This is a genomic window from Citricoccus nitrophenolicus, from assembly GCF_047305825.1.
Taxonomy (GTDB): domain Bacteria; phylum Actinomycetota; class Actinomycetes; order Actinomycetales; family Micrococcaceae; genus Citricoccus; species Citricoccus nitrophenolicus.
This window is the reverse complement of record NZ_CP063070.1, coordinates 2,294,717-2,319,329: the sequence shown is the minus strand read 5'-3', so window position 1 is coordinate 2,319,329 and position 24,613 is coordinate 2,294,717. Positions and strand designations below refer to the sequence as shown.

General features: G+C 69.9%; 19 protein-coding genes. 8 read left to right on the top strand and 11 right to left on the bottom strand.

Annotated elements, in window-relative coordinates; all coding sequences use genetic code 11:
* Nucleotides 1-14: 14 nt before the first annotated feature.
* On the bottom strand, nucleotides 15-797 hold the full coding sequence (locus IMT31_RS10685; RefSeq protein ID WP_345362424.1) for an electron transfer flavoprotein subunit beta/FixA family protein: 783 nt from the start codon (nucleotides 795-797) through the stop codon (nucleotides 15-17).
* A gap of 189 nt (nucleotides 798-986) precedes the next feature.
* On the opposite strand from IMT31_RS10685, the gene IMT31_RS10680 reads away from it, so the two are divergent.
* Nucleotides 987-2,732, top strand: a complete 1,746-nt coding sequence (locus IMT31_RS10680) for an AMP-binding protein (protein WP_413542746.1) — start codon at nucleotides 987-989, stop codon at nucleotides 2,730-2,732.
* 1 nt (nucleotide 2,733) lies between these two features.
* Nucleotides 2,734-3,183, top strand: a complete 450-nt coding sequence (locus IMT31_RS10675) for a polyketide cyclase (protein WP_413542745.1) — start codon at nucleotides 2,734-2,736, stop codon at nucleotides 3,181-3,183.
* 35 nt (nucleotides 3,184-3,218) lie between these two features.
* Here the strand turns inward: IMT31_RS10675 and IMT31_RS10670 are convergent, their stop codons facing one another.
* From IMT31_RS10670 to IMT31_RS10655, 4 genes are read right to left on the bottom strand one after another with little or no spacing between them, the layout of a single operon-like run.
* A complete protein-coding gene (locus IMT31_RS10670) occupies nucleotides 3,219-4,052 on the bottom strand; it encodes an HpcH/HpaI aldolase/citrate lyase family protein (protein ID WP_413542744.1) in 834 nt (277 codons plus the stop codon).
* Entirely contained in the window at nucleotides 4,049-4,546 is a 498-nt protein-coding gene (locus IMT31_RS10665; protein ID WP_345362433.1) for a MaoC family dehydratase, read from the bottom strand. Before IMT31_RS10665 ends, IMT31_RS10670 begins: the two co-directional genes overlap by 4 nt.
* Nucleotides 4,543-6,576 (bottom strand): acetyl-CoA carboxylase biotin carboxylase subunit, encoded by a 2,034-nt coding sequence (locus IMT31_RS10660; RefSeq protein WP_413542743.1) that lies wholly within the window; start codon nucleotides 6,574-6,576, stop codon nucleotides 4,543-4,545. Before IMT31_RS10660 ends, IMT31_RS10665 begins: the two co-directional genes overlap by 4 nt.
* 5 nt (nucleotides 6,577-6,581) lie before the next feature.
* A complete protein-coding gene (locus IMT31_RS10655) occupies nucleotides 6,582-8,165 on the bottom strand; it encodes a carboxyl transferase domain-containing protein (RefSeq protein WP_413542742.1) in 1,584 nt (527 codons plus the stop codon).
* A 104-nt stretch (nucleotides 8,166-8,269) separates the two neighbouring features.
* On the opposite strand from IMT31_RS10655, the gene IMT31_RS10650 reads away from it, so the two are divergent.
* From IMT31_RS10650 to aceB, 4 genes are all read left to right on the top strand, one after another.
* Nucleotides 8,270-8,926: a TetR/AcrR family transcriptional regulator gene (locus tag IMT31_RS10650; RefSeq protein WP_345362442.1), complete on the top strand. Its 657-nt coding sequence runs from the start codon at nucleotides 8,270-8,272 to the stop codon at nucleotides 8,924-8,926.
* The gene (locus IMT31_RS10645; protein ID WP_413542741.1) at nucleotides 8,923-9,762 is read left to right on the top strand and encodes an NUDIX hydrolase; all 840 of its coding nucleotides are present in this window, start codon (nucleotides 8,923-8,925) and stop codon (nucleotides 9,760-9,762) included. Before IMT31_RS10650 ends, IMT31_RS10645 begins: the two co-directional genes overlap by 4 nt.
* Before the next feature lie 231 nt (nucleotides 9,763-9,993).
* Nucleotides 9,994-11,298, top strand: coding sequence for an isocitrate lyase (gene aceA, locus IMT31_RS10640; protein ID WP_413542740.1), 1,305 nt, complete (start codon nucleotides 9,994-9,996; stop codon nucleotides 11,296-11,298).
* Nucleotides 11,299-11,507: 209 nt separating this feature from the next.
* Nucleotides 11,508-13,181, top strand: coding sequence for a malate synthase A (aceB, locus tag IMT31_RS10635; protein ID WP_413542739.1), 1,674 nt, complete (start codon nucleotides 11,508-11,510; stop codon nucleotides 13,179-13,181).
* A gap of 82 nt (nucleotides 13,182-13,263) precedes the next feature.
* Here the strand turns inward: aceB and IMT31_RS10630 are convergent, their stop codons facing one another.
* Nucleotides 13,264-13,962: a maleylpyruvate isomerase family mycothiol-dependent enzyme gene (locus IMT31_RS10630; protein ID WP_413542738.1), complete on the bottom strand. Its 699-nt coding sequence runs from the start codon at nucleotides 13,960-13,962 to the stop codon at nucleotides 13,264-13,266.
* A 238-nt stretch (nucleotides 13,963-14,200) separates the two neighbouring features.
* On the opposite strand from IMT31_RS10630, the gene IMT31_RS10625 reads away from it, so the two are divergent.
* Nucleotides 14,201-15,634, top strand: coding sequence for an MFS transporter (locus IMT31_RS10625; protein ID WP_413542737.1), 1,434 nt, complete (start codon nucleotides 14,201-14,203; stop codon nucleotides 15,632-15,634).
* On the opposite strand, the gene IMT31_RS10620 is transcribed toward IMT31_RS10625, so the two are convergent.
* The 5 genes from IMT31_RS10620 to benA all read right to left on the bottom strand — a co-directional run bounded on the left by IMT31_RS10620 (nucleotide 15,616) and on the right by benA (nucleotide 23,050).
* Nucleotides 15,616-18,438: an AAA family ATPase gene (locus tag IMT31_RS10620; protein WP_413542736.1), complete on the bottom strand. Its 2,823-nt coding sequence runs from the start codon at nucleotides 18,436-18,438 to the stop codon at nucleotides 15,616-15,618. The genes IMT31_RS10625 and IMT31_RS10620 overlap by 19 nt on opposite strands.
* Before the next feature lie 78 nt (nucleotides 18,439-18,516).
* On the bottom strand, nucleotides 18,517-19,344 hold the full coding sequence (locus tag IMT31_RS10615) for a 1,6-dihydroxycyclohexa-2,4-diene-1-carboxylate dehydrogenase (RefSeq protein ID WP_413542735.1): 828 nt from the start codon (nucleotides 19,342-19,344) through the stop codon (nucleotides 18,517-18,519).
* On the bottom strand, nucleotides 19,344-20,990 hold the full coding sequence (benC, locus tag IMT31_RS10610; RefSeq protein WP_413542734.1) for a benzoate 1,2-dioxygenase electron transfer component BenC: 1,647 nt from the start codon (nucleotides 20,988-20,990) through the stop codon (nucleotides 19,344-19,346). Before benC ends, IMT31_RS10615 begins: the two co-directional genes overlap by 1 nt.
* 62 nt (nucleotides 20,991-21,052) lie before the next feature.
* Nucleotides 21,053-21,601 (bottom strand): benzoate 1,2-dioxygenase small subunit, encoded by a 549-nt coding sequence (gene benB, locus IMT31_RS10605; protein WP_413542733.1) that lies wholly within the window; start codon nucleotides 21,599-21,601, stop codon nucleotides 21,053-21,055.
* Nucleotides 21,602-21,646: 45 nt separating this feature from the next.
* Nucleotides 21,647-23,050, bottom strand: coding sequence for a benzoate 1,2-dioxygenase large subunit (gene benA / locus IMT31_RS10600; protein WP_413542732.1), 1,404 nt, complete (start codon nucleotides 23,048-23,050; stop codon nucleotides 21,647-21,649).
* A gap of 224 nt (nucleotides 23,051-23,274) precedes the next feature.
* Here benA and IMT31_RS10595 point away from each other — a divergent pair, with 224 nt between their 5' ends.
* The gene (locus tag IMT31_RS10595; protein WP_413542731.1) at nucleotides 23,275-24,528 is read left to right on the top strand and encodes a benzoate/H(+) symporter BenE family transporter; all 1,254 of its coding nucleotides are present in this window, start codon (nucleotides 23,275-23,277) and stop codon (nucleotides 24,526-24,528) included.
* Nucleotides 24,529-24,613: the final 85 nt, after the last annotated feature.

Here is a 24,613-nt window from a genome sequence, read left to right as displayed (position 1 = left end):
AGGTGCCGACCGGATCAGATGAGCCGGTTCGTGGCCAGGAACTCGGCCAACTGCGCCGCAGCGGTGCCGTCATCGGCCACCTTCGGCCCGGCCTCCTTCGGCGGGCGGGCGGCGGCGGAGACCATCACCGACCGGACAGAGGCCGCCTCGGGGCCGGCCTGGATCCCCAGGTCTGCCAGCGACCAGTTCTCCATCGGCTTCTTCTTGGCAGCCATGATCCCCTTGAAGTTCGGGAACCGGGGTTCGGCGGTCTTCTCCGTCACCGAGACCACCGCCGGGTAGACCGAGGACAGCTGAAGGGCCCCGCCGTCCACCACAGCCTCTCCGGAGACCTTGTCCGCGGCGATCTGGATCTCGTCCAGGCCCGGCAGCACCGGCAGCCCCAGCGCCTCGGCCACCATGGCCGGGATCATCCCGCCTCGGCCGTCCGTGGCCTCATTGCCGGCCACCACCAGGTCGACTCCGCCGACCTTCTCGATCGTGGCCGCCAGAACCCGTGCGGTCTGGACCATGTCCGACCCGGCCAGGGCAGCATCACTGACCAGGACTGCGGAGTCCGCGCCCATCGACAGCAGCTTCCGCAGCGTCTTCGTGGCATCCTCCGGTCCCATGGCCACCACCACGATCTCGGTGTCCTTGTTCTCGTCCTTGAACGCCAGCGCGTTCTCCAGCGCCCGCTCGTTGATCTCGTCCGGCACCGGCTCCGAGGCGGCACGGTCCAAGAGCCCTGACTCCAGGTCGATCTTCCGGTCCGACCAGGTATCCGGAACCTGCTTCGCCAATACGACAATCTTCATGGAGCGCTCTCCTCGACACGGGGTGTTATTCGATCTGCGCACCAAGGTACTAGGGCTTCCTTGTAATTACTAGGGAGTCCTAGTAAATTCCGCAGAGTGATCGAGCTCACCCTCGCACCCCCCTCTCGGGGCAACTGGTGTAAGCATGGAGATCTGGATCACCACCTGCCGGACCACCGAAAGGCCACCATGTCCGCCTTGACCAACGCCGACCAGTTCCGCGCCGCTCGGGATCAGTTGCTGGACTGCCGCACTGATCCGGACACGGCCCACCGAACGTTCGCATGGCCCCGGTTCGAGCACTTCAACTTCGCCTCTGACTGGATCGACGACATCGCGGCCGGGCCCCGCGGCGGGCAACCGGCCCTCGTCATCGTCGAGGAGGACGGCCGCACTGAGCGGCGTAGCTACCGGGAGCTCTCCGAACGGTCCCATCAGGTGGCCACCTGGCTCTCACAGATCGGGGTGCGCCGCGGCGACCGGGTGATCGTGATGCTCGGCAACCAGGTGGAACTGTGGGAGGTCATGCTGGCGTGCTTCCGGCTCGGTGCCCCGGTGATCCCCTCCACGCTCATGCTCGGAGCGGCCGACCTCGCGGACCGCGTGGAGCGAGGGGAGGCCACGTGGGTGGTGACGAATGGGCCCGAGGTCCCGAAGTTCCGTGATGTCCCCGGCGACTTCCAGATCGTCCACCTGGGTGAGGTCCCGGATGGAGAGGCACCCGCTCGTCCGCTGCACGATTGGCAGGACTCCTTCAACGCGGCGGCCGAGTTCCATCTGGACATCCCGACCCGTGCGGATGAGACCCTGCTGCTCTACTTCACCTCCGGCACCACCTCCCGGGCCAAGCTCGTGGAGCACACCCACACGTCCTACCCGGTGGGCCATCTGTCCACCATGTACTGGATCGGCCTCGAGCCGGGGGACGTCCACCTCAATGTGGCCTCCCCCGGCTGGGCCAAGCACGCCTGGTCCAATTTCTTCGCCCCGTTCATCGCCGAGGCCACCGTGTTCCTGTACAACTACGGACGGTTCGACGCCCTGGCCCTGATGGACCAGATGGAGCGGGAGAAGGTCACCAGCTTCTGCGCCCCGCCCACGGTATGGCGGATGCTCATCCAAGCCGACCTGTCGCAGCTGAAGACGCCGCCGACCAAGATCGTGGCGGCGGGCGAGCCGCTCAACCCTGAGGTGATCGCCCGAGTGGAGTCAGCCTGGGGCAGCCAGATCCGCGACGGATTCGGCCAGACCGAATCCACCCTGCAGGTGGCGAACACCCCCGGCCAGCCCGTCCGTCCGGGAGCCATGGGCCGCCCCCTGCCGGGGTACGACGTCCTGCTGATCGACCCGGACACGGACGAGGAGTCCGCGGAGTCGGGCGAGCTGTGCCTGCGGCTGGATCCCCGCCCGGTGGGGCTGACACCGGGATACTGGGGCGACCCTGAGAAGACGGCGTTCGCCTTCCGGGACGGCCTCTACCACACGGGGGACCTCGTCTCCCGTGACGCCGAGGGCATCATCACCTACGTGGGGCGCAACGACGACGTCTTCAAGGCCTCCGACTACCGGCTCTCCCCGTTCGAGCTGGAATCCGCCATCATCGAACACCCCGCTGTGGCCGAGGCCGCCGTGGTCCCCTCCCCCGATCCGATCCGCCTCGCCGTGCCGAAGGCCTACGTCCGCCTGGCCGAGGGATGGGAGCCGAACGAGGAGACCGCCGCTGAGATCCTGCAGTACTGCCGGGACCACCTGGCCCCCTACAAGCGGATCCGGCGCCTCGAGTTCCACGAATTGCCCAAGACCATCTCCGGCAAGATCCGCCGGGTGGAACTGCGCCGCCGCGAGGACCAGATCCATCCCGACGGCGGGGCCGCGACTGCCGCTGCCCCGGAACGCTCGGCCTCGGTCGAGTACTCGGACGAGCTGCTGCGCTGAGATGGTGGCGAGCGCAGACCGCATCGTCACGGCCGAACGCACCGTCCATGCCAGCGCCTCGTCCCTGTTCGTCCTTCTGGCGGATCCGGCACGCCACGTCGAATGGGGCCGCCGGGACAACCTCGCCTCCGCTGCTGAGGGACAGACGATCACCGCAGCGGGGGACACCTTCGAGGTGAACCTCGTCAGCGGCGTGACCACCGTGAACACGGTGGTCGAGTTCGTTCAGGACCGCCGGATCGCCTGGGTCCCCGCGCCGAAGGGTGAGGACCCCTCCGGGCAGTTGTGGCGGTGGGAATTGATGCCCAGTTCGGCAGGTACCCGGGTGCGTCACACCTACGACTGGACGCACCTGACCGGAGAACGACGACTCATCCGGGCGCTAGCCCTCACGGCAGAGGACCTGCGACGTTCCGTGGACGGTGTGGCCTTGGCGGCCCTTGACAGCTGAAGCGGCCCCTCCGGCCTCACTCGACCCGGCGGGCCTCAACCCACGATCCGCCGCGCCTGCCGCAGGATCGGCTCGTCCACCATGCGCCCGCGGAATCGGAAGACTCCCGGCTGACTCGCCGCTTCATTCAATACCGCCTCGGCCCATTCCACCTCTTCAGCACTCGGGGCGTGGGCCTGCCGGATCGTCTCCGCCTGCGAGGGGTGGATGCACGCGGTGGCGGCGAACCCGGAGGCCACCGCGTCCTCGGTCTCGTCCCGCAGACCGTCCAGATCGCCGATGTCCATGAACACCGTGTCCACCGCCACCTTGCCGGCGGCGTTGGCGGCGATCAGCACCCGTGAGCGCGCATACCGGGCCACCTCGCGGTACTGACCGGCGCGCGGGCCGCCGGCGAAGCGGCTGGACTTTCCCGCCATCGAGGCCACCAGGTCCTCGGCGCCCCACATGAGCGCGACGACGGCCGGGTGCCGGGCGATCTCAAAGGCCCGTTCCACCCCGGCGGCCGTCTCGCAGAGGGCGATCACCCGGTATGCGGCCGCATGCAGGTGGTCCAGCTGGACCGGATCCTCGACCTTGGCGACCATCAGTGTCCGGTACCGGCCGCCGTCGAGCGCCGCGAGATCGAGCCGATGCTCCTCCGCCGTCTCACCGCCCACGGGATTCACCCGGACGATGGTGCCCTCCGGGTCCAGGGAGGAGGCCACCACATGCCCCCGCGCCGCCGCCTTGTCCGCGGGGGCCACGGCATCCTCGAGGTCCAGGATCACCGCATCTGCCGCCGCAGCCGCCTTGGCATAGCGATCGGGCCGGTCGGCCGGGCAGAACAGGATGGCTGGCCCGACCTCGAAGCTGTCGAATCCGCTCATGCCTCCCCCTCCGCGGCCAGCGCCTCCGGGGAGACCTGCATGAGGGTGGACCGCTTCGCCGTGGCCACCACCGTCCCGTCCTGGTTCCTGGCCGTGTGGTGGAATTCCACGATCCCCTGGTGCGGGCGAGACGTGGAGCGCCGCTTCCCCGCGATCAGCGTCTCGGCGTACAGGGTGTCCCCGTGCCGCATCGGTGCCGGGAACGTCACCTCGGAGAAGCCGAGGTTGGCCACGATGGTCCCCTGCGTCAGCTGCGCCACGGACAACCCCACCAGCGTGGAGAGCGTGAACATGCTGTTGACCAGCGGCTCCCCGAACTCGGTGTCCGCGGACCAGGCCGCATCCAGATGCAGGGACTGGGTGTTCATGGTCTGGGTGGTGAACAGGACGTTGTCCGCCTCGGTCACGGTCCGGCCGGGGCTGTGCACGTAGACGGCGCCCTCTTCCATCTCGTCGAAGTACAGTCCCCGCTGCACGATCCGCTGCCCGCTCATGCCGCACCCTCCTCGTCGTCGGTACTCGCATTCTCCTCCGGGGTGATCACCGCGAGCGCCTGCCCACGGGACACCGCATCTCCCACGGAGGCATGCAGTGCCACCGTGCCCGCCACGGTGGACCGGATGACGTGTTCCATCTTCATGGCCTCGACCACGATCACGGCATCGCCCTCGGCCACCACGTCACCGTCCGCCACCGGAGTCACCAACACCGTGCCCGGCATCGGCGAGGTCAGCGTGGGGTTGGACTCGGCCTCGCCCTGGATGCTGTGGTCGGCGTGGACCCGGCGGATGTCGAAGAGGGCTCCCAGCCGGGTGAATTGGACCCCCTCCGGCCCGACGACAGCCGTGAAGCTGCGCCCGACGCCCCCGATCGTGACGGTCACGTCCTGCCCCCGACGCTTGACGAGCGCGGGCAGGGCACCGGACCGGCCGTCGTCGGGCGCTGGAAGGACCGCGGGGGCGTCCACGGTCCCGGTCAGCAGCACGGTCCGGCGGGTCCCGTCCGCCGCGACCAGCGGGAACCGCCGAGGTGCGGGGGCGCCCAGCCGCCAGCCGTCGCGGCGCTGCCACGGTGCGGCAGAGGAGCCCCGCGCGGCGTCCATCAGCAGGGCGGCCTCGCGGAACTCCCGCTCGCCCGGCACGGCGAACTCGATCGAGTCGAACGCGCGGGCGATCAGGCCGGTGTCCAGGTCTCCGGCGACGACGGCCGGCCATTGGAGCAGGGCGCGCAGGAACTCGATGTTGGTGGTGAAGCCGACCACCGCCGTGTTCTCCAGCGCGGCGACCATGCGGGCGCGGGCCTCCTCGCGGTCCCGGCCCCAGGTGATGACCTTGGCGATCATCGGGTCGTAGTCGATGGAGACGGTCAGCCCGTCCTCCAGGGCGGTGTCCACCCGGACCCCCTCCCCCTCGGGATGGCGCACGTGCTCCACCCGGCCGCCGGTCGGCAGGAAGCCGGCGGCCGGGTCCTCGGCGTAGATGCGGGTCTCGATAGAGTGGCCATTCAGGACGATGTCCTCCTGGTCCAGCTCGAGCGGCTGGCCGGCGGCCACCCGCAGCTGCTGCTCCACCAGGTCGACTCCGGTGACCTCCTCCGTGACCGGGTGCTCGACCTGCAGGCGGGTGTTCATCTCCATGAAGAAGAACTCGTCCGGGGAGTCGGCCGGCACGATGAACTCCACCGTGCCGGCCCCGCGGTAGCCCACGGACCGGGCGGTCTCGCAGGCGGCTTCCCCGATCCGGGCCCGGGTGGCCTCGTCCAGCAGGGGTGAGGGCGCCTCCTCGATGACCTTCTGGTGGCGGCGCTGCAGCGAGCACTCGCGTTCCCCGAGGTGTATGACGTTGCCGTGGGCGTCAGCCAGGACCTGCACCTCGATGTGGCGCGGGGTGGTGACGTAGCGTTCGATGAACAGGGTGTCATCGCCGAAGCTCGCGGCGGCCTCACGCCGGGCGGCCTCCAATGAGCCGGCGAGTTGGTCCTCGGTCTGCACCACGTGCATGCCCTTGCCGCCGCCGCCCGCAGAGGGCTTGATAAGCATCGGGTAGCCGATACCCGGGGCCGCCGCGGCGAGCTCGCCGTTGCTCAGGCCAGGCTTCGCGATGCCCGGGACGGTCGGCACTCCGCGTGCTTTCACGGCGTTCTTCGCGGTGATCTTGTCCCCCATGACCCGGATGGATTCCGCCTCGGGTCCGATGAACACGATCCCGGCGTCAGCGCAGGCCTGGGCGAAGGCTGCGTTCTCGGCCAGGAAGCCATAGCCGGGGTGGATCGCCTCGGCACCGGTCGCACGGGCGGCAGCCAGCACCGCCTCGATGTCCAGGTAACTCTGGGAGGCCGGGGCCGGCCCCAGCCGCACGGCCGCGTCGGCCAACCGCACGTGGCGCGCGCCGGCATCGGCGTCCGAGTACACCGCCACGGAACGGATGCCCATCGAGCGCAGGGTGCGGATCACGCGGCAGGCGATCTCGCCGCGGTTGGCGATGAGGACGGTGGTGAACATGGTGTGGGTCGTCTTCTCTGGCATCGTGCTCACATCCTGAAGACGCCGAAGGACGACGTCTGGTTGGCGGAAGTCTGGGCGGTACGGTCTGACGGCGAACGCATCACGACATCGAGGGCCAGGCCCAGCACGTCACGGGTCTGGGCCGGCTCGATGATGCCGTCGTCCCAGAGCCGGGCCGTGGAGTAGTAGGGGCTGCCCTGACGTTCGTACTGTTCACGCGTGGGGGCCTCGAACTCGGCCTGTTCCTCGGGGGTCCAGGAGCCACCGCCGGCCTCGATCTGATCGCGGCGCACGGTGGACAGCACAGAGGCGGCCTGCGGGCCGCCCATCACGGAGACCCTCGCGTTCGGCCACAGCCAGAGGAACCGGGGCGAGTACGCGCGGCCGCACATCGAGTAGGTGCCGGCCCCGAAGGAGCCGCCGACGACGACCGTCAGCTTGGGAACGGAGGCCGTGGCCACCGCGTTGACCATCTTGGCGCCGTGCTTGGCGATGCCCCCGGACTCGTACTCGCGGCCCACCATGAAGCCGGTGATGTTCTGCAGGAACAGCAGGGGGATCTGGCGCTGCTCGCACAGCTCGATGAAGTGGGCGCCCTTCAGGGCGGACTCGGCGAAGAGCACCCCGTTGTTGGCGAGGATGCCCACGCGGTGGCCGTGGATCCGGGCGAAGCCAGTCACCAGAGTGGTGCCGTACTCGGCCTTGAACTCGTGGAAGCTCTCCGCATCGATGGTGCGGGCGATGATCTCCCGGGCGTCATAGGGACTGGTCAGTGACACCGGCACCACGTCCGTGAGCGTCTCCGGTGCGTGCTCGGGTTCCGTCACGCCGGCTGGGGTGTAGGGCAACGCCGGGGACTCCGGGAGGGTGGCGACGATGTCCCGGACGATCTGCAGGGCGTGCTCATCGTTCTCCGCGAGGTGGTCCGTGACGCCGGAGACCTTGGAGTGCACCTCACCGCCACCCAGATCCTCGGCCGTGACGATCTCGCCGGTGGCGGCCTTCACGAGCGGCGGGCCGCCCAGGAAGATGGTGCCCTGGTTCCGCACGATCACGGTCTCATCGCTCATGGCGGGGACGTAGGCGCCGCCGGCCGTGGAGGAGCCCATGACGGCGGCGATCTGCGGGATGCCGTCCCGGGACATCCGCGCCTGGTTGAAGAAGATCCGGCCGAAGTGGTCCCGGTCCGGGAAGACCTCGTCCTGCATCGGCAGGAACGCGCCGCCCGAGTCCACCAGGTAGAGGCAGGGCAGCCGGTTCTCGGTGGCGATCTCCTGGGCCCGCAGGTGCTTCTTCACCGTGATGGGGTAGTAGGTCCCGCCCTTCACCGTGGCGTCATTGGCCACGATCATGACCTGACGGCCCTCGACGATGCCGATGCCGGCCACCACCCCGGCGGCCGGGGCGTCTCCCCCGTACAGTTCGAAGCCGGCCAGGGGCGCCACCTCCAGGAAGGGGCTGCCCTCATCCAACAGGAGGTCCACGCGGTCCCGGGCCAGCAGCTTGCCGCGGTCCGTGTGCTTCTGGCGCGACTTCTCCGGACCGCCGAGGGCGGCCGTGGCACGCCGCTCGCGCAATTCGGCGATCAGTTCTGGGTAGGTTGTCGACATCGACGGCGCCGTCCTTTGGGTGAGCGATCGGTAACTGAAATCAGGTTAGCGGTTAGTAACCGAAGTTGTCTATGCTGGAGTCCCACACACCCGGGAGCAACCAGATGACCGCAACCTGGCGGGCCACCCAGAAGGCCCATCGGCGTGCCGCACTGATGGAGTCCGCGGCCAGGCTGTTCGCCGAGCGCGGCTTCGCAGCCGTGTCCACCGCGGACCTCGGCGAGGCCGTGGGCATGAGCGGCCCGGCCCTCTACAAGCACTTCTCCAGCAAGGACGCGCTGCTCGCGGAGATCCTCGTGGACGCCTCCGAGCGACTGTTGGACGGTTGCCGCGCCATCCTGACCGAGGAGAGCGGACCCGGCCGGGCGGGAGACCCGGCCCTGACCCTGGCACGACTCGTCCGCTTCCACCTCGACTTCGCCACCTCGGATCCAGACGTCATCCGCATCCAGGACCGGGAGTTGCCCTCCCTGGCATCAGAGGACAACCAGGAGGTGCGCCGGTTGCAGCGCGAGTACGTCCAGCTCTGGGACGGGGTGCTGGCACGTCTGCGCCCGGACCTCGACGGCGGCGAGCGCCAGGTCCGTCTGCTCGGCACCTTCGGACTGCTCAACTCCACCCCACACAGCGCCGTCGATTCCCTGGTCGACCGGGCCGAGCCCGCCGAGCCCGCCGGTGCCATCCTGGCCGGGATGGCCTACCGCTCCCTGGCCGGCAGCTCACATCCCGCCGCCACGACTGACCCCGGAGACGCGGCATGACCACCACGGACGCCATGCCGCCGATCGCCCGGGCCGCAACCGTCCTGCTGCTCCGCCCCGGAACGACCATCCACCCCGACTCCCCGGGCGCACGGCCCCCCGAGGTCTTCACGATCACCCGGTCCACGAAGCTCGCCTTCAGCGCCGGGGTCTCCGCCTTCCCGGGCGGCCGCATCGACCCCAGCGACGAGCTGCCCGGCCGACTCTGGGAGGGCACGGACCTCGCCGCCTGGGGCCGGTTGCTGGGACTCAACCCGCATGCGGCCGGTCAGGTGCTGGCCGGCGTGGTGCGGGAGACCTTCGAGGAGACCGGGATCCTCCTGGCGCAGCACCGGGACGGCACGCCCGTCGACGCAGCCCTGGTCGAGGGACTGCCGGCCGACACCCGAATCCGCGTCGAGCGGCACGAGCTGGACTTCGGGGCCCTCCTGACCGACCTGGACCTGCGCCCTGCGGTCAGCGGCCTGAGGCCGGCCTCCCGGTGGATCACCCCGTCGGGCCAGTCCCGCCGCTACGACACCTTCTTCTTCCTCACTGCCCTCCCCCGGCACCAATCGCCGGGCACGCTGTCCTTCGAGGGGGTGGGCAGCCGGTGGACGACCGCAACGGCCGCGCTGGAGGACTTCCGCTCCGGACGGCATCAGCTCCTGCCGCCCACCTGGGCGCAGTTCCGGACCCTGGAGCCGGTCGGCAGCCTGCAGGAGGCCTTGGCCCTGCCGGGCACCATGGAACCGGTTTCCCCGGCCGTCGCCACCGCGCCACCGCAGGCACTGGTCGGCTTCCCGGACCACGAGGCCTACGCCCGGGACCTCGCAGAGGGCCTGACCTCGGGATAACCCGACCCCTGGAAAGACATTCGCCGATCTTTACTGATGAATCACGGTTATCGTCAACGAAGACGGCCACTGTCGCCAAAGATCGCCTTTCTTGACTCCTGTCATTTGCAGCGGAACTTTTCTCGAGAATCTGCCCCAACTCGCTTCCATCGCGTCAAGACTGGATCTCAACGAAGCAGAGACGTACCGCTTCGACCACAGGATCCAGAACCCAGACCCGAGGAGACTGCCATGACTGAGCAGACCAACCAGCACACCCCGGCCTCCGCCGAGCAGATCCAGCACGACTGGGACCACAACCCCCGCTGGGCGAACACCGAGCGCACCTACACCGCCGCGGACGTCGTCAAGCTGCGCGGCCGGGTCCAGGAGGAGCACACCCTGGCCCGCCGCGGCTCCGAGAAGCTGTGGAAGCAGCTCACCGAGGAGCACGCCGAGGGTTCGTACACCAACGCGCTGGGCGCCCTCACCGGCAACCAGGCCGTGCAGCAGGTCAAGGCCGGCCTGCGCGCCATCTACCTCTCCGGCTGGCAGGTCGCCGCGGACGCCAACCTCTCCGGCCACACCTACCCGGACCAGTCCCTCTACCCGGCCAACTCGGTGCCGCAGGTCGTCCGCCGCATCAACAACGCCCTGATGCGTGCCGACCAGATCGAGTTCTCCGAGGGTGTCCAGACCGTGGACGACTACCTGGCCCCGATCGTCGCCGACGCCGAGGCCGGCTTCGGCGGCCCGCTGAACGCCTACGAGTTGATGAAGTCCATGATCTCCTCCGGCGCCTCGGGCGTGCACTGGGAGGACCAGCTGGCCTCGGAGAAGAAGTGCGGCCACCTGGGCGGCAAGGTCCTCATCCCGACCGGCCAGCACATCCGCACCCTGAACGCCGCCCGCCTGGCGGCCGACGTGGCCGATGTCCCCTCCGTGGTCATCGCCCGCACCGACGCGGAGGCCGCCACCCTCATCACCTCTGATGTGGACTCCCGGGACGCCGACTTCATCACCGGCGAGCGCACGGCGGAGGGCTTCTACAAGGTCCGCAACGGGATCGAGCCCTGCATCGCCCGCGCCAAGGCCTACGCCCCGTACTCCGACCTCATCTGGATGGAGACCGGCACCCCGGACCTGGAGCTGGCCAAGAAGTTCGCCGAGGCCGTCAAGTCCGAGTTCCCGGACCAGATGCTCTCCTACAACTGCTCCCCGTCCTTCAACTGGAGGAAGAACCTGGACGATGCCACCATCGCCAAGTTCCAGCGCGAGCTCGGGGCCATGGGCTACACCTTCCAGTTCATCACGCTGGCCGGCTTCCACGCCCTGAACCACTCCATGTTCGATCTGGCCAAGGGCTACCACGAGCGCCAGATGTCCGCCTACGTGGAGCTGCAGGAGCGCGAGTTCGCCGACGAGGCTCGCGGCTACACCGCCACCAAGCACCAGCGCGAGGTCGGCACCGGTTACTTCGATGCCATCTCCACCGCCCTCAACCCGGAGAGCTCCACCACGGCACTCGCCGGCTCCACCGAGGCCGGGCAGTTCTGATCCGGGTTTGACCCACCGGTTCTGAACCACCTACCCCAGGGCGACGCCGGCCCCCACCTGACCGGCCGGCGTCGCCCCTTTCTTCCCCGCAGTTTTCCCCACCACCACCCCTGGGGCTCTTCACTCTCTTTCCGCTTTTCCGGTGCGCACCGCGCGCCAGCGCCGCCGGCACCGAGGCCGGCAACGCACGACTCCCCGAGGAGACTCCCATGTTCCCCACCGACCAGCCCATCACCCTCAACTCGGTGACCATCACCGGACCGCACCAGCCCCGCCAGGAGGAGATCCTCACTCCTGATGCGCTCGACTTCCTGGCCACCTTGCACCGCCGCTTCAACGGCCGCCGGGCCGAGCTGCTGACCCGGCGCGAAGAGATGCGCCAGCGGATCTCCGAGGGGTGGACCCCGGACTTCCTGCCGGAGACCCGCACCATCCGCGAGGACGACTCGTGGCGTGTGGCCCCCCTGGCGCCGGGACTGAAGGACCGCCGCGTGGAGATCACGGGGCCGGTGGACCGGAAGATGACCATCAACGCGATGAACTCCGGGGCCAAGTGCTGGTTGGCCGACTTCGAGGACTCCTCCTCGCCGTCCTGGTCCAACATGCTGAACGGCCAGGTCAACCTGCGGGACGCCATCCGTCGCCAGATCGACTTCACGTCCCCCGAGGGCAAGGAGTACAAGCTCGGCGGGGTGCAGCTGGTGGACCGCCCCACGATCATCGTGCGCCCCCGCGGCTGGCACCTGGACGAGGACCACCTGCTCGTGGACGGTGAGCCGATGGCCGGTGCGCTCGTGGACTTCGGCCTCTACTTCTTCCACAACGCCAAGGAGCTGCTGCGCCGCGGCGTCGGCCCCTACTTCTACCTGCCGAAGACGGAGAACCACCTCGAGGCCCGCCTGTGGAACTGCATCTTCGTGGTGGCCCAGGACCTGCTCGGCATCCCGCAGGGCACCGTGCGCGCCACGGTGCTGATCGAGACCATCACCGCGGCCTTCGAGATGGAGGAGATCCTCTACCAGCTGCGCAACCACGCCGCCGGCCTGAACGCTGGCCGTTGGGACTACATCTTCTCCATCATCAAGAACTTCCGGGACCGCGGCGATCAGTTCGTCCTGCCGGACCGCGCGGACGTGACCATGACGGCGCCGATGATGCGTTCCTACACCGACCAGCTCGTGCGGGCCTGCCACAAGCGCGGCGCCTCGGCGATCGGCGGCATGGCCGCCTTCATCCCGAACCGCCGTGACCCGGAGGCCAACGAAAATGCCCTGGCCAAGGTGCGCGATGACAAGACGCGCGAGGCGGGCGACGGCTTCGACGGCTCCTGGGTGGCCCACCCGGACCTGGTGCCGGTGGCCATGGAGGTCTTCGACGCAGTGCTCGGCGAGACACGCAACCAGATCCGCACCAACCGGCGCGAGGACGTAGTGCCGGACGCCGCCGGACTGCTGGCCGTGTCCGAGACCCCGGGCTCCATCACGGAGGCCGGCGTGCGGATGAACATCGAGGTGGGCATCCGGTACGTGGAGTCCTGGCTGCGGGGCAACGGCGCCGCCGCCATCCACAACCTCATGGAGGACGCCGCCACGGCGGAGATCTCCCGGTCCCAGATCTGGCAGTGGATCAACGCCGGGTCCGAGGTGGGCCTGACAGCAGGTGGCACCCGTACCGCGACCCACGAGTGGATGCAGGAGCTCATGGACGAGGAGTTCGCCCGGATCGAGCGTTCGGAAGGTGACCGCTTCGACAACGCCCTCGAGGTCTTCGCCGGCTCCGCCCTGGCCGAGGAGTACCCGGACTTCCTGACCCTGCCGGCCTACCGGAAGTTCCTCTCGGCCAACGCCCCGTCCCGTCAGGAGCTCGCCGGCACCCCGGCCTGACCCCTCGCCCCTCAGGCACAAAGTGACCCCACCCCCACCGTTGTGACGGGGTGGGGTCACTTTCCGCCTGAGAGGGGGTGGGTCACCACGACGGCAGCTCCGGCAGCGGGCCGTCCGCCTCGACGCCCTCGGTCTCGCCCCGGGCCAGCCAGGCCAGCAGGCCCTCCCGGTCGGAGTCGACCCTGAGGGCACCGTCGCCGATAACCCACTCGTCGCGTTCCTCGGTCACCAGGGTCATGCCGGGGGCGTTGCGGACGCGCATGGCCCGCACGGCGGCCTCCACCGCGTTGAGCAGTGAGTCCGGGTCCGCCTCCTCGATGGTCCAGGCGGTGTCGAGGTCCGCGTGGTGGACCACCACCTCGGAGATGCGCACGGCCACCAGCGACGTGGCGGGGATGGGCGTGGCGCCGATCCGCACCTCCTCGGCCTGGACCTCGCCGGCCAGGCGCTCGGACTGCTCGGCGAAGAACCGGGACGCCTCGACCAGTTCGTTGATGAGTTCCCTGCGCGGCATCGCCGCGATCCGGGCGATGTCCTCGTCCCGGGCCGCCCTGGAGGAGTAGATCTGCTGCTCCTCACCGGTGACCGCCCAGTCCACCATGCGCACCAGGGCGCGGGCGTTGGAGGCCAGATGGGCCACGACATCCGCCCGGCTCCAGCCCTCGCACTGGGAGGGGGCTGCCAGCTCGTCCCCGGAAAGTGACTCCACGGTGGCCAGGAGCATGGCGGTCTCGCGGTCCAGCCGCGACTGGTCGGAGTGCAGGCGTGCGGGATTGATCATGCCCCCCACCCTAGCGATCCGGCTGTGACGCCCACCACCTGACAACGCCACCGGGCAAGACGCATCCACCGGCGATCCAGACGCGGCCCGACCTGATGCCCCGCATCCGCAGAGACCCCCGGGGCACCCCCTGACGAGTCCCCGGGCATACCCCTGATGTGACGGCCATCACCCCGCTGTCACGCTGGATCCCGGCCTGAAGTTCACGCGCCACCGTTGACCCGAGAGGACCCCGGTCATGACCCTGCACTCCCCCGCCCTCGGCGGCTTGTCCCCCGCCGCCGGCGGCACCACACACGATCCACGGAAGGAGACCCGCACCGCCAACTGGGTGGCCGCCATCGTCTGCATGGCCCTCGTGTTCGACGGTTTCGACCTGACCATCTACGGCACCGTGCTCTCCACCCTGCTGGACGACCCCAGCCACCTCGGGGCCGTCGACGAGGCCGCGGCCGGCGCCCTCGGGTCCCTCGCCCTGATCGGGGTGCTCATCGGCTCGCTCACGTGCGGCTTCCTCGGCGACCACTTCGGCCGCCGCCGGCTGATCCTGGGCGGCATCGCCTGGTTCTCCCTCGGCATGTTCATCACCGCGCTGACCACCACGGTGCCCGCGTTCGGCGCGATGCGCCTGCTCACCGGGCTCGGACTCGGCGTCATCCTCGCCACGGCGGGGGCCACCATGGCCGAGTTCGCGCCCGCCGGCCGCCGCAACTTCTACAACGCCGTGGTCTACTCCGGCATCCCGGCGGGCGGCGTGATCGCGGCCCTGCTCGGGATCCTCCTGCTGGAACCCCTCGGCTGGCGCGGGCTCTTCATGCTCGGTGCCACCCCCATCCTGTTCCTGCTCCCCCTGGCCTGGTTCAAGCTGCCCGAGTCCCCCCGTTGGCTGCTCTCCCGCGGCCGGACCGAGCAGGCCCACGCCGCCTCCGCGAGGACCGGAATCCCGCTGCTCGAGGAGGAGATCGTCCAGCAGAAGGGCGCTGCCCCCGCCCGCCGCGGCTTCGCCGCCGTCTTCTCGCGGCAGTTCCTCGTGGCGACGGTCCTGCTGGGATTCATGTCCTTCTCCGGGCTGCTGCTGACCTACGGGCTGAACACCTGGCTGCCCCGCATCATGGAGGGCTACGGCTTCGGCACCAACTACTCACTGGCATTCCTGCTGATCCTCAACTGCGGCGCCGTCCTGGGCGGCATCATCGCCTCGAAGGCCGCGGACCGGCTCGGCGCCCAGCGGATCGTGGCCACCACCTTCGTGCTGGCTGCCATCACGCTGGCCCTGATGACCTTCTCCTTCCCGGCCCCGATCCTGTTCCTGTTCATCGCCGTGGCCGGGGTCGGCACCCTGGGCACCCAGGTGTTGATCTACGGATTCAGCTCGAACTACTACACCACCAACGCCCGCGCCGCCGGAGTGTCCTGGGTGGCCGGATTCGGCCGGATCGGCGGCGTCCTCGGCCCGCTGGTGGGCGGCTGGCTGGTGGCGCTCGGCATCGGGGGCGGCTCCGCGTTCTACATCTTCGGCGGGGTGGCCCTCTTCGGCGCCCTCGTCACCCTGGGTGTCCCCCGCCAGCGAGCGCTGGAGCAGGCCACCCGCGCGGTGGACGCGCCGGCAGAGACGCCCGACGACGGCGCGTCCCGTCAGCCCGCTCAGCCGGCTCAGGCGGTGGGCCGGTAACGCGCGGCGAGCGCGCTGCGGGAACGGATGCCGAGTTTCCGGTAGATCCGGGTCAGGTGGTACTGGACAGTCTTCTCGGCCACGAACAGGGTCTGCGCCGCCTCCTTGTTCGTGGCCCCGGTGGCCACCAGCTCGGCCACGGCCCGCTCCTGCGCGGTCAGCTCCGGGCCGGCCCGGTCCGCGGAGACCGGGCCGGCCTCCGCAGGGTCGCCGGCCAAGCCGACGTCCACGCCGCTGGCCTGCAGCTCCCGGTCGCAGCGCTCCACGTAGGTGGCCGCGCCCAGGCTGTCATACAGGTCCCGGGCGGAGTGCAGCACGGAGGAGGCCACCCCGCGCTTGCCGGCACGGCGCATGCTCTGGCCGAAGGCGAAGCTGATGCGGGCCCGCAGGTAGGGCCGTTGCAGCCCGCGCAGGTGCCCCAGCGCTGACTCGAACTGGTCCCTCGCGGCGTCCGGATCACCCTGGGCGGCCGTGATCCGGCCCCGGGCCCAGGCGATCCGGGCCTGGTCGGACGGCACCGCCCGCTCCCGAGGGACGGCCTCGAAGTCCGTGAGGAACCGGTCCGCCTCCTCGACCCGGTTGGTCATGACCAGGGCATTGACATAGGTGTCCTGCCAGGGCCAGAAGGAGACCCGGTCCTTCGTCCAGGGGTCGATCTCCACGAGCGCCTCCAGGGCCTCCAGGGCGCTGGCGTAGTCGGCGCGGGCCTCGTGAAATCGGGCCCGGGCCAGGATGGAGGGCACCTGCATGGCGCGGTAGGTCCCGGGCTGGACGGCGGCCAAGGACACGTAGCGCCGGGCCCGCTCCCAGTCCCCCCGCATGGACCACAGCTCGGCGGCGGTCCAGTACAGCAGGGGGCGGATCAGCGGCATCCTCGAGGTCTCCAGCCGCACGGCGGCGCGGGAGACGGTGGCCGCGGCGGTGTCCCAGTCGCCCAGGGTGAGCTGGGTCCGGGCCAGCCAGGCCTCGGCCCACAGGGAGATGCGCAGGGATCCGCCCCGCTGCTCGGTGGGCACGGCCGCCTCGAAGTTCACCAGGGCCGTCTCCACTCGGTCGGTCCGCAGCGCCAGCCAGGCCGAGCCCATCTGGATCCGTTGCTTCTGGGCGTTCTCGGCCACCTGATCGAAGGCCCGCGCATAGCTCTGCTCCGCCTCGACGGTGCGTCCCTGGGCGTAGAGGCCCAGCCCGTAGATCGCCGCGGACTCGATGTGCGCCGGGGTGCCCGGTGCGGTCAGGCTCATGGCCCGTTCGGCCCATCGGCCCATGGTGGGCCCGTCCCAGGAGGCCACCCCGTGCAGCACCAGCCGCTGGGCCACCGCGGCCGCCGCCGCCGGGTCCCGCTCGGGATCGCTGTCCGCCCAGGCCTGCTCCAGCTGGGTCCGGGCCGTGTTGTTGTGCCCGGAGGCGGTGGAGAGGTAACCCAGCACGGAGGACCGCAGGGGCGAGGGCGGCATGTCCTCCACCGCCGCGGCCCACATCTGGGCCTGGGCGATATTCCCGGAGGCCACGAGCGCATCCACGCCCCGCAGCAGCCGCTGGCTTCGCGCCACCGGGCTGGGCGAGAGGCGGGACGCGGCGAAGAGCGCGGTGGCGACGTCGCTCCACGCCCCCACCTGGGCCCGGCGGCGCACGAACGCCTCGAGCTCCGCCGCCAGGTCCTCGTCTACCCCCAGGGTGGCGGCCGCCCGGTGTCCGAGGCGGTCACCCTCCTGGGGGACGACGTCGGCCGCCCGGCAGTGCAGCCGCTGGCCCCGGCTGGGCGGCAGCTGGCCGTACACCGCCTCGGCGGCCCCCGGAGCCACGAACTCGACCAGGGCCTGGGTGGGGTCGACGGCCAGGCGCAGCAGCCGCACCCGGTGGCCCTCGTCGAGGGCATCCACGAGGGAATCCACTCCGCTGACATACCCGACCGCATCCGTGGTCGCGGCGCCGCCCAAAACCGCCACGGCCTCCGCCACATGCACGAGCTGTTCCGAGGAGGCCTCGAGCACGCCGCGGACCCGGGCCAGCATCCGCGAGCTGGCCGGCAGGCTGGGGAACCAGGACTGCCAGGTCTCCGGCGGCAGCTCGCCCAACAGCTCCACGATCGGCTGCGGCATCCCCCGGGTGTGGCGGACCAGGCCGTGCGCGGCGGTGGACCCGAGGTCGAGGGAGAAACGCCGCCGCGCGAGCTCCCGCACGTCCTCGGCCTCCAAGGGCTCCAGCCGGAGGTGGTCCACCCGGTGGCTGTTCAGCAGGTCGAGCAGCCCCGAGGGGACCTGGTGGGCCCGGGCGTGGTCCAGGGTGAGAACGAAGAGGACCTTCTGCCGGTGGATGCGCCGCAGCGCGAACAGCAGCACCCGCAGGCTCGGCTCGTCCAACAGGTGCACGTCGTCGATGGTCACCACCACGCAGGACCGAGCCTGCAGCGCCGTGAGGTGCGCCGTCAGGGTATCGGCGAAATGCGCGGCGCGCGCCGGGGTGAGGTCCAGCTCGGTCCCCGGGCGCGGCAACACGGCCCCCTCGATTCCCTTGGAGGAGTGCAGGGGCTCACGGCGCATCAACTGCGAATATCCGGACAGAGCCAGCCCGCGCTCCCACTCGTCCCCGGCCGCGCTCAGGAGCTGGACCCCGGGACCCGCGGCCTCGCACTGCGCCAGGAAGTGGTCCAGCAGGGCGGTCTTCCCGGAGCCGGCAGGGCCGCTGAGCACCACCGTCTGCACCGCCCCGTGACGGGCTCGGGACAGTGCCTGCAGCAACTCGTCGAGGACCCGGGCCCGGCCGACGAGCGGCATCTCGGCACCTGAGTGGTGGCCAGGCGTCATGGACGGAAGTCTACCGAGCCATCCTCCGAGGACGTGCTGGGGCAGTGCCACGGCGGACCGTCCGGTTCCCGACCGGGCTCAGCCGAGGTCGCCGCCGGCCACCGGGAAGATGCTCCCGGTGGCGTAGGAGGCCTCGTCCGATGCCAGGAAGACGATCGGCGCGGCCTGCTCGTCCAGGGTGCCGTAGCGCTTCATGAAGGAGGACTGGGTCACCTGGTCCACCACGTCCTGGATCCACTGCTCCTCGCGGGCGCCCTCCGGGCCGGGGCCGCGCGGGACGGTGCGGGGCGGCGCCTGGGTGCCGCCGGGGGCGGTGGCGACCACCCGGATCCCGCGTTCGGCGGTCTCCATGGCCAGGGCCTGCGTGATGCCGTTCACCCCACCCTTGGCTGCGGAGTAGGGCACCCGGTGGATGCCACGGGTCGCGTTGGAGGACACGTTGACGATCGTGCCCTGGCCGGCCTCGAGCATGGTGGGCAGCACGGCGCGGCACATCCACAGGGTGGGGAACAGGGACCGGGTGACCTCCCTTTCGATCTGCTCTGCGCTGAAGGTCTCGAAGGGGCGCATCCAGATGGCCCCGCCCACGTTGTTCACCAGCACGTCCACCCGGCCGTGCGCGGCCACCGCCGCCGCCACGGCGGCCTCGGCACCGGCGAACGTCTCCAGGTCGGCGGTGACGGCCGTGGCCGATCCCCCGGACCCGGTGGAGGCCTCGCGCTCCGTCAGGGCGGCGGCCACCTCGTGGACCAACTCGGCGCGGTCCACGAGCACCAGCGTGCCGCCTTCGGCACCGATCCGCTCGGCCACCGTCGAACCGATCCCCTGGGCCGCCCCGGTGACCACCGCGACCTTGCCGGCGAAGCGCCCCGGGGTGATGAACTGACCGGCGTAGGGGGCCGCCATCAGGCGACCGCCGCGCCAGTCGAGCCGGCCGCGGAGCCCGCCGGGCCGGCGTCGTGCCCCTGCCGTGAGCCGCCGGAACCTGACTCGACCACGTCGATGGCCGTGGCCATGGTGTCCTTGGCGTCCCGCGCGTGGGCCATGACGATCTCGCGGATCCGCTCGCCGTCACCGTTTTCGAAGGCCTGGACCACGTCCAGGTGGTCCTGGGCCACCCGGGTGAAGATCTCGGTGCCCTGCTCGAAGGTGGCGAACATCTGCTCGCTGAGGTCCAGCCGGCGGTAGGACTCCAGCAGGACCGGATTGTCCGAGATGGTGAAGAGGTACTCGTGGAAGGCCTCGTTGGTCTTCACGTACTCCTCCGGGTCCGTGACGGTGCCTTCCCCCACGCAGGCCGCGGTGGCCTCGGCGAGGCGGCGGAACTGCTGGAGCTGCTCGTCCGTGAGCCGGCCGACCATCAGCCCGGAGATGGCCAGTTCGAGACCCATCCGGGCGTCCAGCTGCGCGTAGCTGTCCTCCTTGCGGAAGGACAGGCGGCCGGTGGTCAGGGAGGAGACGGCCTCGGACCGGGTCAGGGTGTCCCCCTCGGACCGGACCTGCTCGGCGGAGGCCGGGGCACCCGTCTCGGCGTCCCCGCCGGTGGCCTCCTTGGGCGCGAACCGCTCGAAGTAGAAGTTAGCCGGCTCGATGCCCTCGGTGTCCAGCCACTTGGCCACGGCGTTGACCATGGGCGGCGGCCCGCAGAGGTAGATGTCCACGTCACCGTCGTTCAGGTGCTGGGGCTCGATGATCTGGGTGACGTAGCCGGTGTGGGGCGCCGAGGTGCCCTCCTCCGAGGCGATGAGGTCCCAGGTGAACTGCGGCAGCCTCTCCTCGTAGGCGCGCAGCCATTCCAGGCCCACGATGTCCGCCTCGCGGCTCACCCCGTAGATCAGGTGGACGGGATCCGCGGGCGGGTTGGCGCTGAGCTTCTCCAGGATGGACATCAGCGGCGCCAGCCCGGTGCCGCCGGCCAGCAGCAGCAGCGGCCGCTTGGGCTCGCGCAGGAAGAAGGAGCCGTACGGCCCGCTGAACTCCACGGTGTCCCCCACCGCGGCACGGTCCCGCAGGTACTCGGACATGGCACCCTGGGGCGTGATGCGCACCATGAAGGAGGAGCTCTCATCCTCCGGACCGGTGCTGAAGGAGTAGGAGCGCTCGGCGTCCGCGCCGGGGACCTTGATGTTCACGTACTGGCCCGGCAGGAACGCCAGCTCCTCGCGGTCCTGCACGTCCAGGGTGAAGGAGATGGTGGACTCGGAGTGCTTGTCCAGCTGGCTCAGGGTGGAGGTGAACGCGGCGGCCGAGGTCTTCGCGGACTCCGCCGTGGCCGGGACCTGGATCATCATGTCCGATTCCGGGACGGCCTGGCAGGTCAGCAGGAACCCCTTCTCCAGCTCGTCCTCGGTCAGGGCATCGTCGATGAAGTCGCCCGGGTCGAAGGTGCCGGAGTCGCAGAAGGACTTGCAGGTCCCGCAGGCCCCGTCGCGGCAGTCCGAGGGGATGTTGATGCGCGCCTTGTAGGCGGCATCCATGATGGTCTCGAAGTCGCCGACCTTGACGACCTTGGTGACGCCGTCCTCGAAGCTGAGGGCTACCTGATGGCCCATGATGTCCTCCTGGGTGATTCTGTGGGTCTCGTGGTGGGGTGTCCGGTGTGCGGCCGGACCGCTCAGATCATGTAGATGTCCACCACGTGGTGGATGTAGTCGTTCTTCAGCACGACCTTCTTGCCGAGGATCACCGGCTCCGGCCCCGAGAGGTCGATCGTGTAGTGGCTGGTCCCGAAGTACGTGTCCACGGACTGGTAGCGGTAGTACAGCGTGAACCAGTTGAACCGGACCTTCACGGTGTCCCCGTCCCGCTCCACCAGTTCCACGTCCGTGATGTTGTGCCCGGTGCGCGGGTCCGGCATGGAGGTGGCGGAGGAACGGTCGGTCTTGATCCGGAAGACCCGGTCCTCGATCCCGCCCCGGTTCTCGTAGTAGATCAGCGAGATCTCGGACTGGGGGTCCTCGGTCAGCTCGTCGTTGTCATCCCAGGCCGGCATCCAGAACTCGGAGTCCGGGTGGTAGCACTCGAGCCACTCGTCGAACTGGCGGTCATCGAGCAGCCGGGCCTCCTTGTAGAGGAAGGCGCGGATGGTCTCGAGGGTGATGACGTCCTCGACGGTCTTGGCAGTGGGTACGGCGGTGGGCTCCGCAGTGGCGTGGGTGGTCATGGTGGGTTGCTCCTCGTGCGGTTCGCGGACGTCTGCGGGAATCGGTCAGGCCAGCGCCGGCTCGGTGGCGGCTGCCTCGCTGCCGGACTCCACGGCCGCGGACTCCTCGGCGGTGACCGCCTGCTCCATGACCGAGTGCCAGTACTGGTGCTGGATCGGGTACAGCCCCTCGTCCTCGGTGCGGGCGCCGGAGGCGATGACCCCGGTCATGCCCAGCGCCGCGGCCTGCTCGTCCGGGCCCTCGATCTGGTGGGTCGAGCCGCGGGTCATGTCATTCCACTTGGCGCTGGTGGCCCAGTAGGTCTTGTTGCAGGAGCGGAACTCCTCCAGGTCATCCGGGGTGGCCATGCCGGTGGCGTTGAAGAAGTCCTCGTACTGGCGGATGCGCTTGGCGCGGTTCTCGGCCGATTCGCCCTTCGGGGCGATGCAGTAGATGGTGACCTCGGTCTGGTCCGCGGAGATCGGCCGGAAGTGGCGGATCTGGGAGGAGAACTGGTCCATGATGTAGACGTTCGGGTAGAGGCACAGGTTGCGGGAGATGTTGATCATGAAGTTCGCCATCTCCTCCCCGTACTTCTCCACCAGCTCCTCACGGCGGTCCCACAGCGGGCGGTCCTGCGGGTTGGTCCACTCCTGCCAGAGCAGCAGGTGGCCGTGTGGGTAGGAGTAGAACCCGCCCTTGACCTTGCCCCACTTGCCGGCATCCATGGCCTTGGTGGTGTTGGCGGAGTCCCCGGCCGTGCGGCGGGCGGTGGTGGCCGCGTAGTTCCAGTGCACGGAGGTCACGTGGTAGCCGTCCGCCCCGTTCTCCGCCTGGACCTTCCAGTTGCCGTCATAGGTGTAGGTGGAGGCCCCACGCAGCACCTCGAGCCCGTCCGGGGACTGGTCCACGATCGAGTCGATGACCTTCGTGGCATCGCCCAGGTGCTCCTCCAACGGCAGGACGTCCGCGTTGAGGGAGCCGAAGAGGAAGCCGCGGTAGGACTCGAAGCGGGCCACCTTGGTGAGGTCGTGGGAGCCGTTGGTGTTGAAGCCCTCCGGGTACCCGCCGTTGCGGCCGTCCTTGACCTTCAGCAGCTCCCCGGAGTTCTTGAACGTCCAGCCGTGGAACGGGCAGGTGAAGGTGGTGCGGTTGTCCGTCTTGCGCCGGCACAGCATGGCCCCGCGGTGCGAACACGCGTTGACGATGCAGTTGAGGTTCTCCTCCTTGTCCCGGGTGATCATCACGGGGGTGCGGCCGATGTAGGTGGTGAAGTAGTCGCCGATGTTCGGGATCTGGGACTCGTGGGCCAGGTACACCCAGTTGCCCTCGAAGAGGTGCTTCATCTCCAGTTCGAAGACCTCCTCGTCGGTGAAGATCTCGCGCTTGGCCCGGATGATGCCCTTCTCGCGATCGTCCACCACGGCGTCCGTGAGGACGTCCCGGACGTGAGTCAGGTTCTCGGTCATGTCGTACTCCTTCTGGACGGGGAGGGACGGCACCGGCCTGTCGAATGCGGCGGCCGGAAGGCTTCCCCAGATGCGTATCCAGCAAGTCTGAAGTTCGGTGACCCCAGTCACATCAGGTATTCCCCTAGGGCTGACCCAGGGGGTCGCGGTCGTAGCGAAAGCGTCTGAATCAGCACCACTTCCCTCTTGGCGCACGCAGGCCCCGGGGCCGTACCGTGACCTGCGTGACCCAGCTCACCGATCCACCTCCCGGCATCACCACCGCCCGCCGCCCGGCGTGGCGGCACGTCTCCGTTTCCGCCGTGGTCGCAGGGCTCGTGGCGGTGGCGATCTCCTATGTCGGGCCGCTGCTCGTGGTCCTGGGCGCCGCCCAACGGGCCGGGCTCGATCCCGCGCAGACGGCGTCCTGGGTCTGGGCCATCTCCGTGGGCAGCGGCATCGTCTGTGTGGCCATGAGCCTGGTGACCCGCCAGCCCGTGGTGGTGGCCTGGTCCGTTCCGGGTGCCGCGCTGCTGATCACCACCCTGGGCGGCTACGACTACCCGGCCGCCATCGGGGCCTTCATCGTCACCGGCCTCCTGACCATCGTCCTGGGGGCCACCGGATGGTTCGGGCGGCTCCTCCAGGCCCTCCCCCGGCCGATCATGGCCGGAGTCCTGGCCGGAGTCCTGCTGCCGTTCGTCCTCGATGCCGCCGGCGCCTCCGCCGAGGCGCCCGTGGTGGCCGGTGGGCTGGTGCTGGCCTACTTCATCGGGCGCCGCCTGGTGCCCCGGTATGCCGTGCTGGTGGCCCTGGCCGTGGGTGCCGGCCTCGCTCTGGCCACGGGCTCGACGACGGCCCCGCAGCTCAGCGCCAACCTCACCATGCCGCTGTGGACCGCTCCGGTCTTCGACCTGCAGGCGATCATGGGGATCTCCATCCCCCTGTTGATCGTCACGATGGCCGGGCAGAACGGCCCCGGGCTGGCCATGATGCACTCGAACGGCTATGCGGCGAACGACCGGCTGCTCCTGGGTGCCGCGGGAGCCAGCTCGGTGCTCTTCGCCCCCTTCGGGGCCCATTCCATCAACCTGGCGGCCATCACGGCCGGGATCTGCTGCGGCCGGGAGGCGCACGAGGACCCCGCCCGCCGCTACGTCGCCGGCATCTCCTGTGGGGTGTTCTTCGTGGCCTTCGGCTTCGCCGGCCAGAACATCGTGGAGCTGTTGGGCGCGGTTCCCGAACAACTGGTCACCGCCGCCGCGGGGGTGGCCCTGATCGGGGCGCTGCAGGGGGCACTGACTGACGTGGTCAAGCCGGCCGGCAGCGGCGGGCGGCGCGGCCCCGCAGGTCTCGAGGCCGGCGTCGTCACCCTGGCCGTCACGGCCTCCGGGCTGACCGTGGCGGACATCGCCGCCCCGTTCTGGGGATTCCTCGCCGGTGCGCTGGTGTACCTGATCCTGTCCTTCACGTCCCGCCGGTCCGCACGAAGAGCGTGACGAGCGCCCCGCCTCCACCCCGTGGGGCGGGGCACCCGGGTGCTTGCCCCGCCCGGCGGCAGGGGCCACACTGGAACCCCGCCCT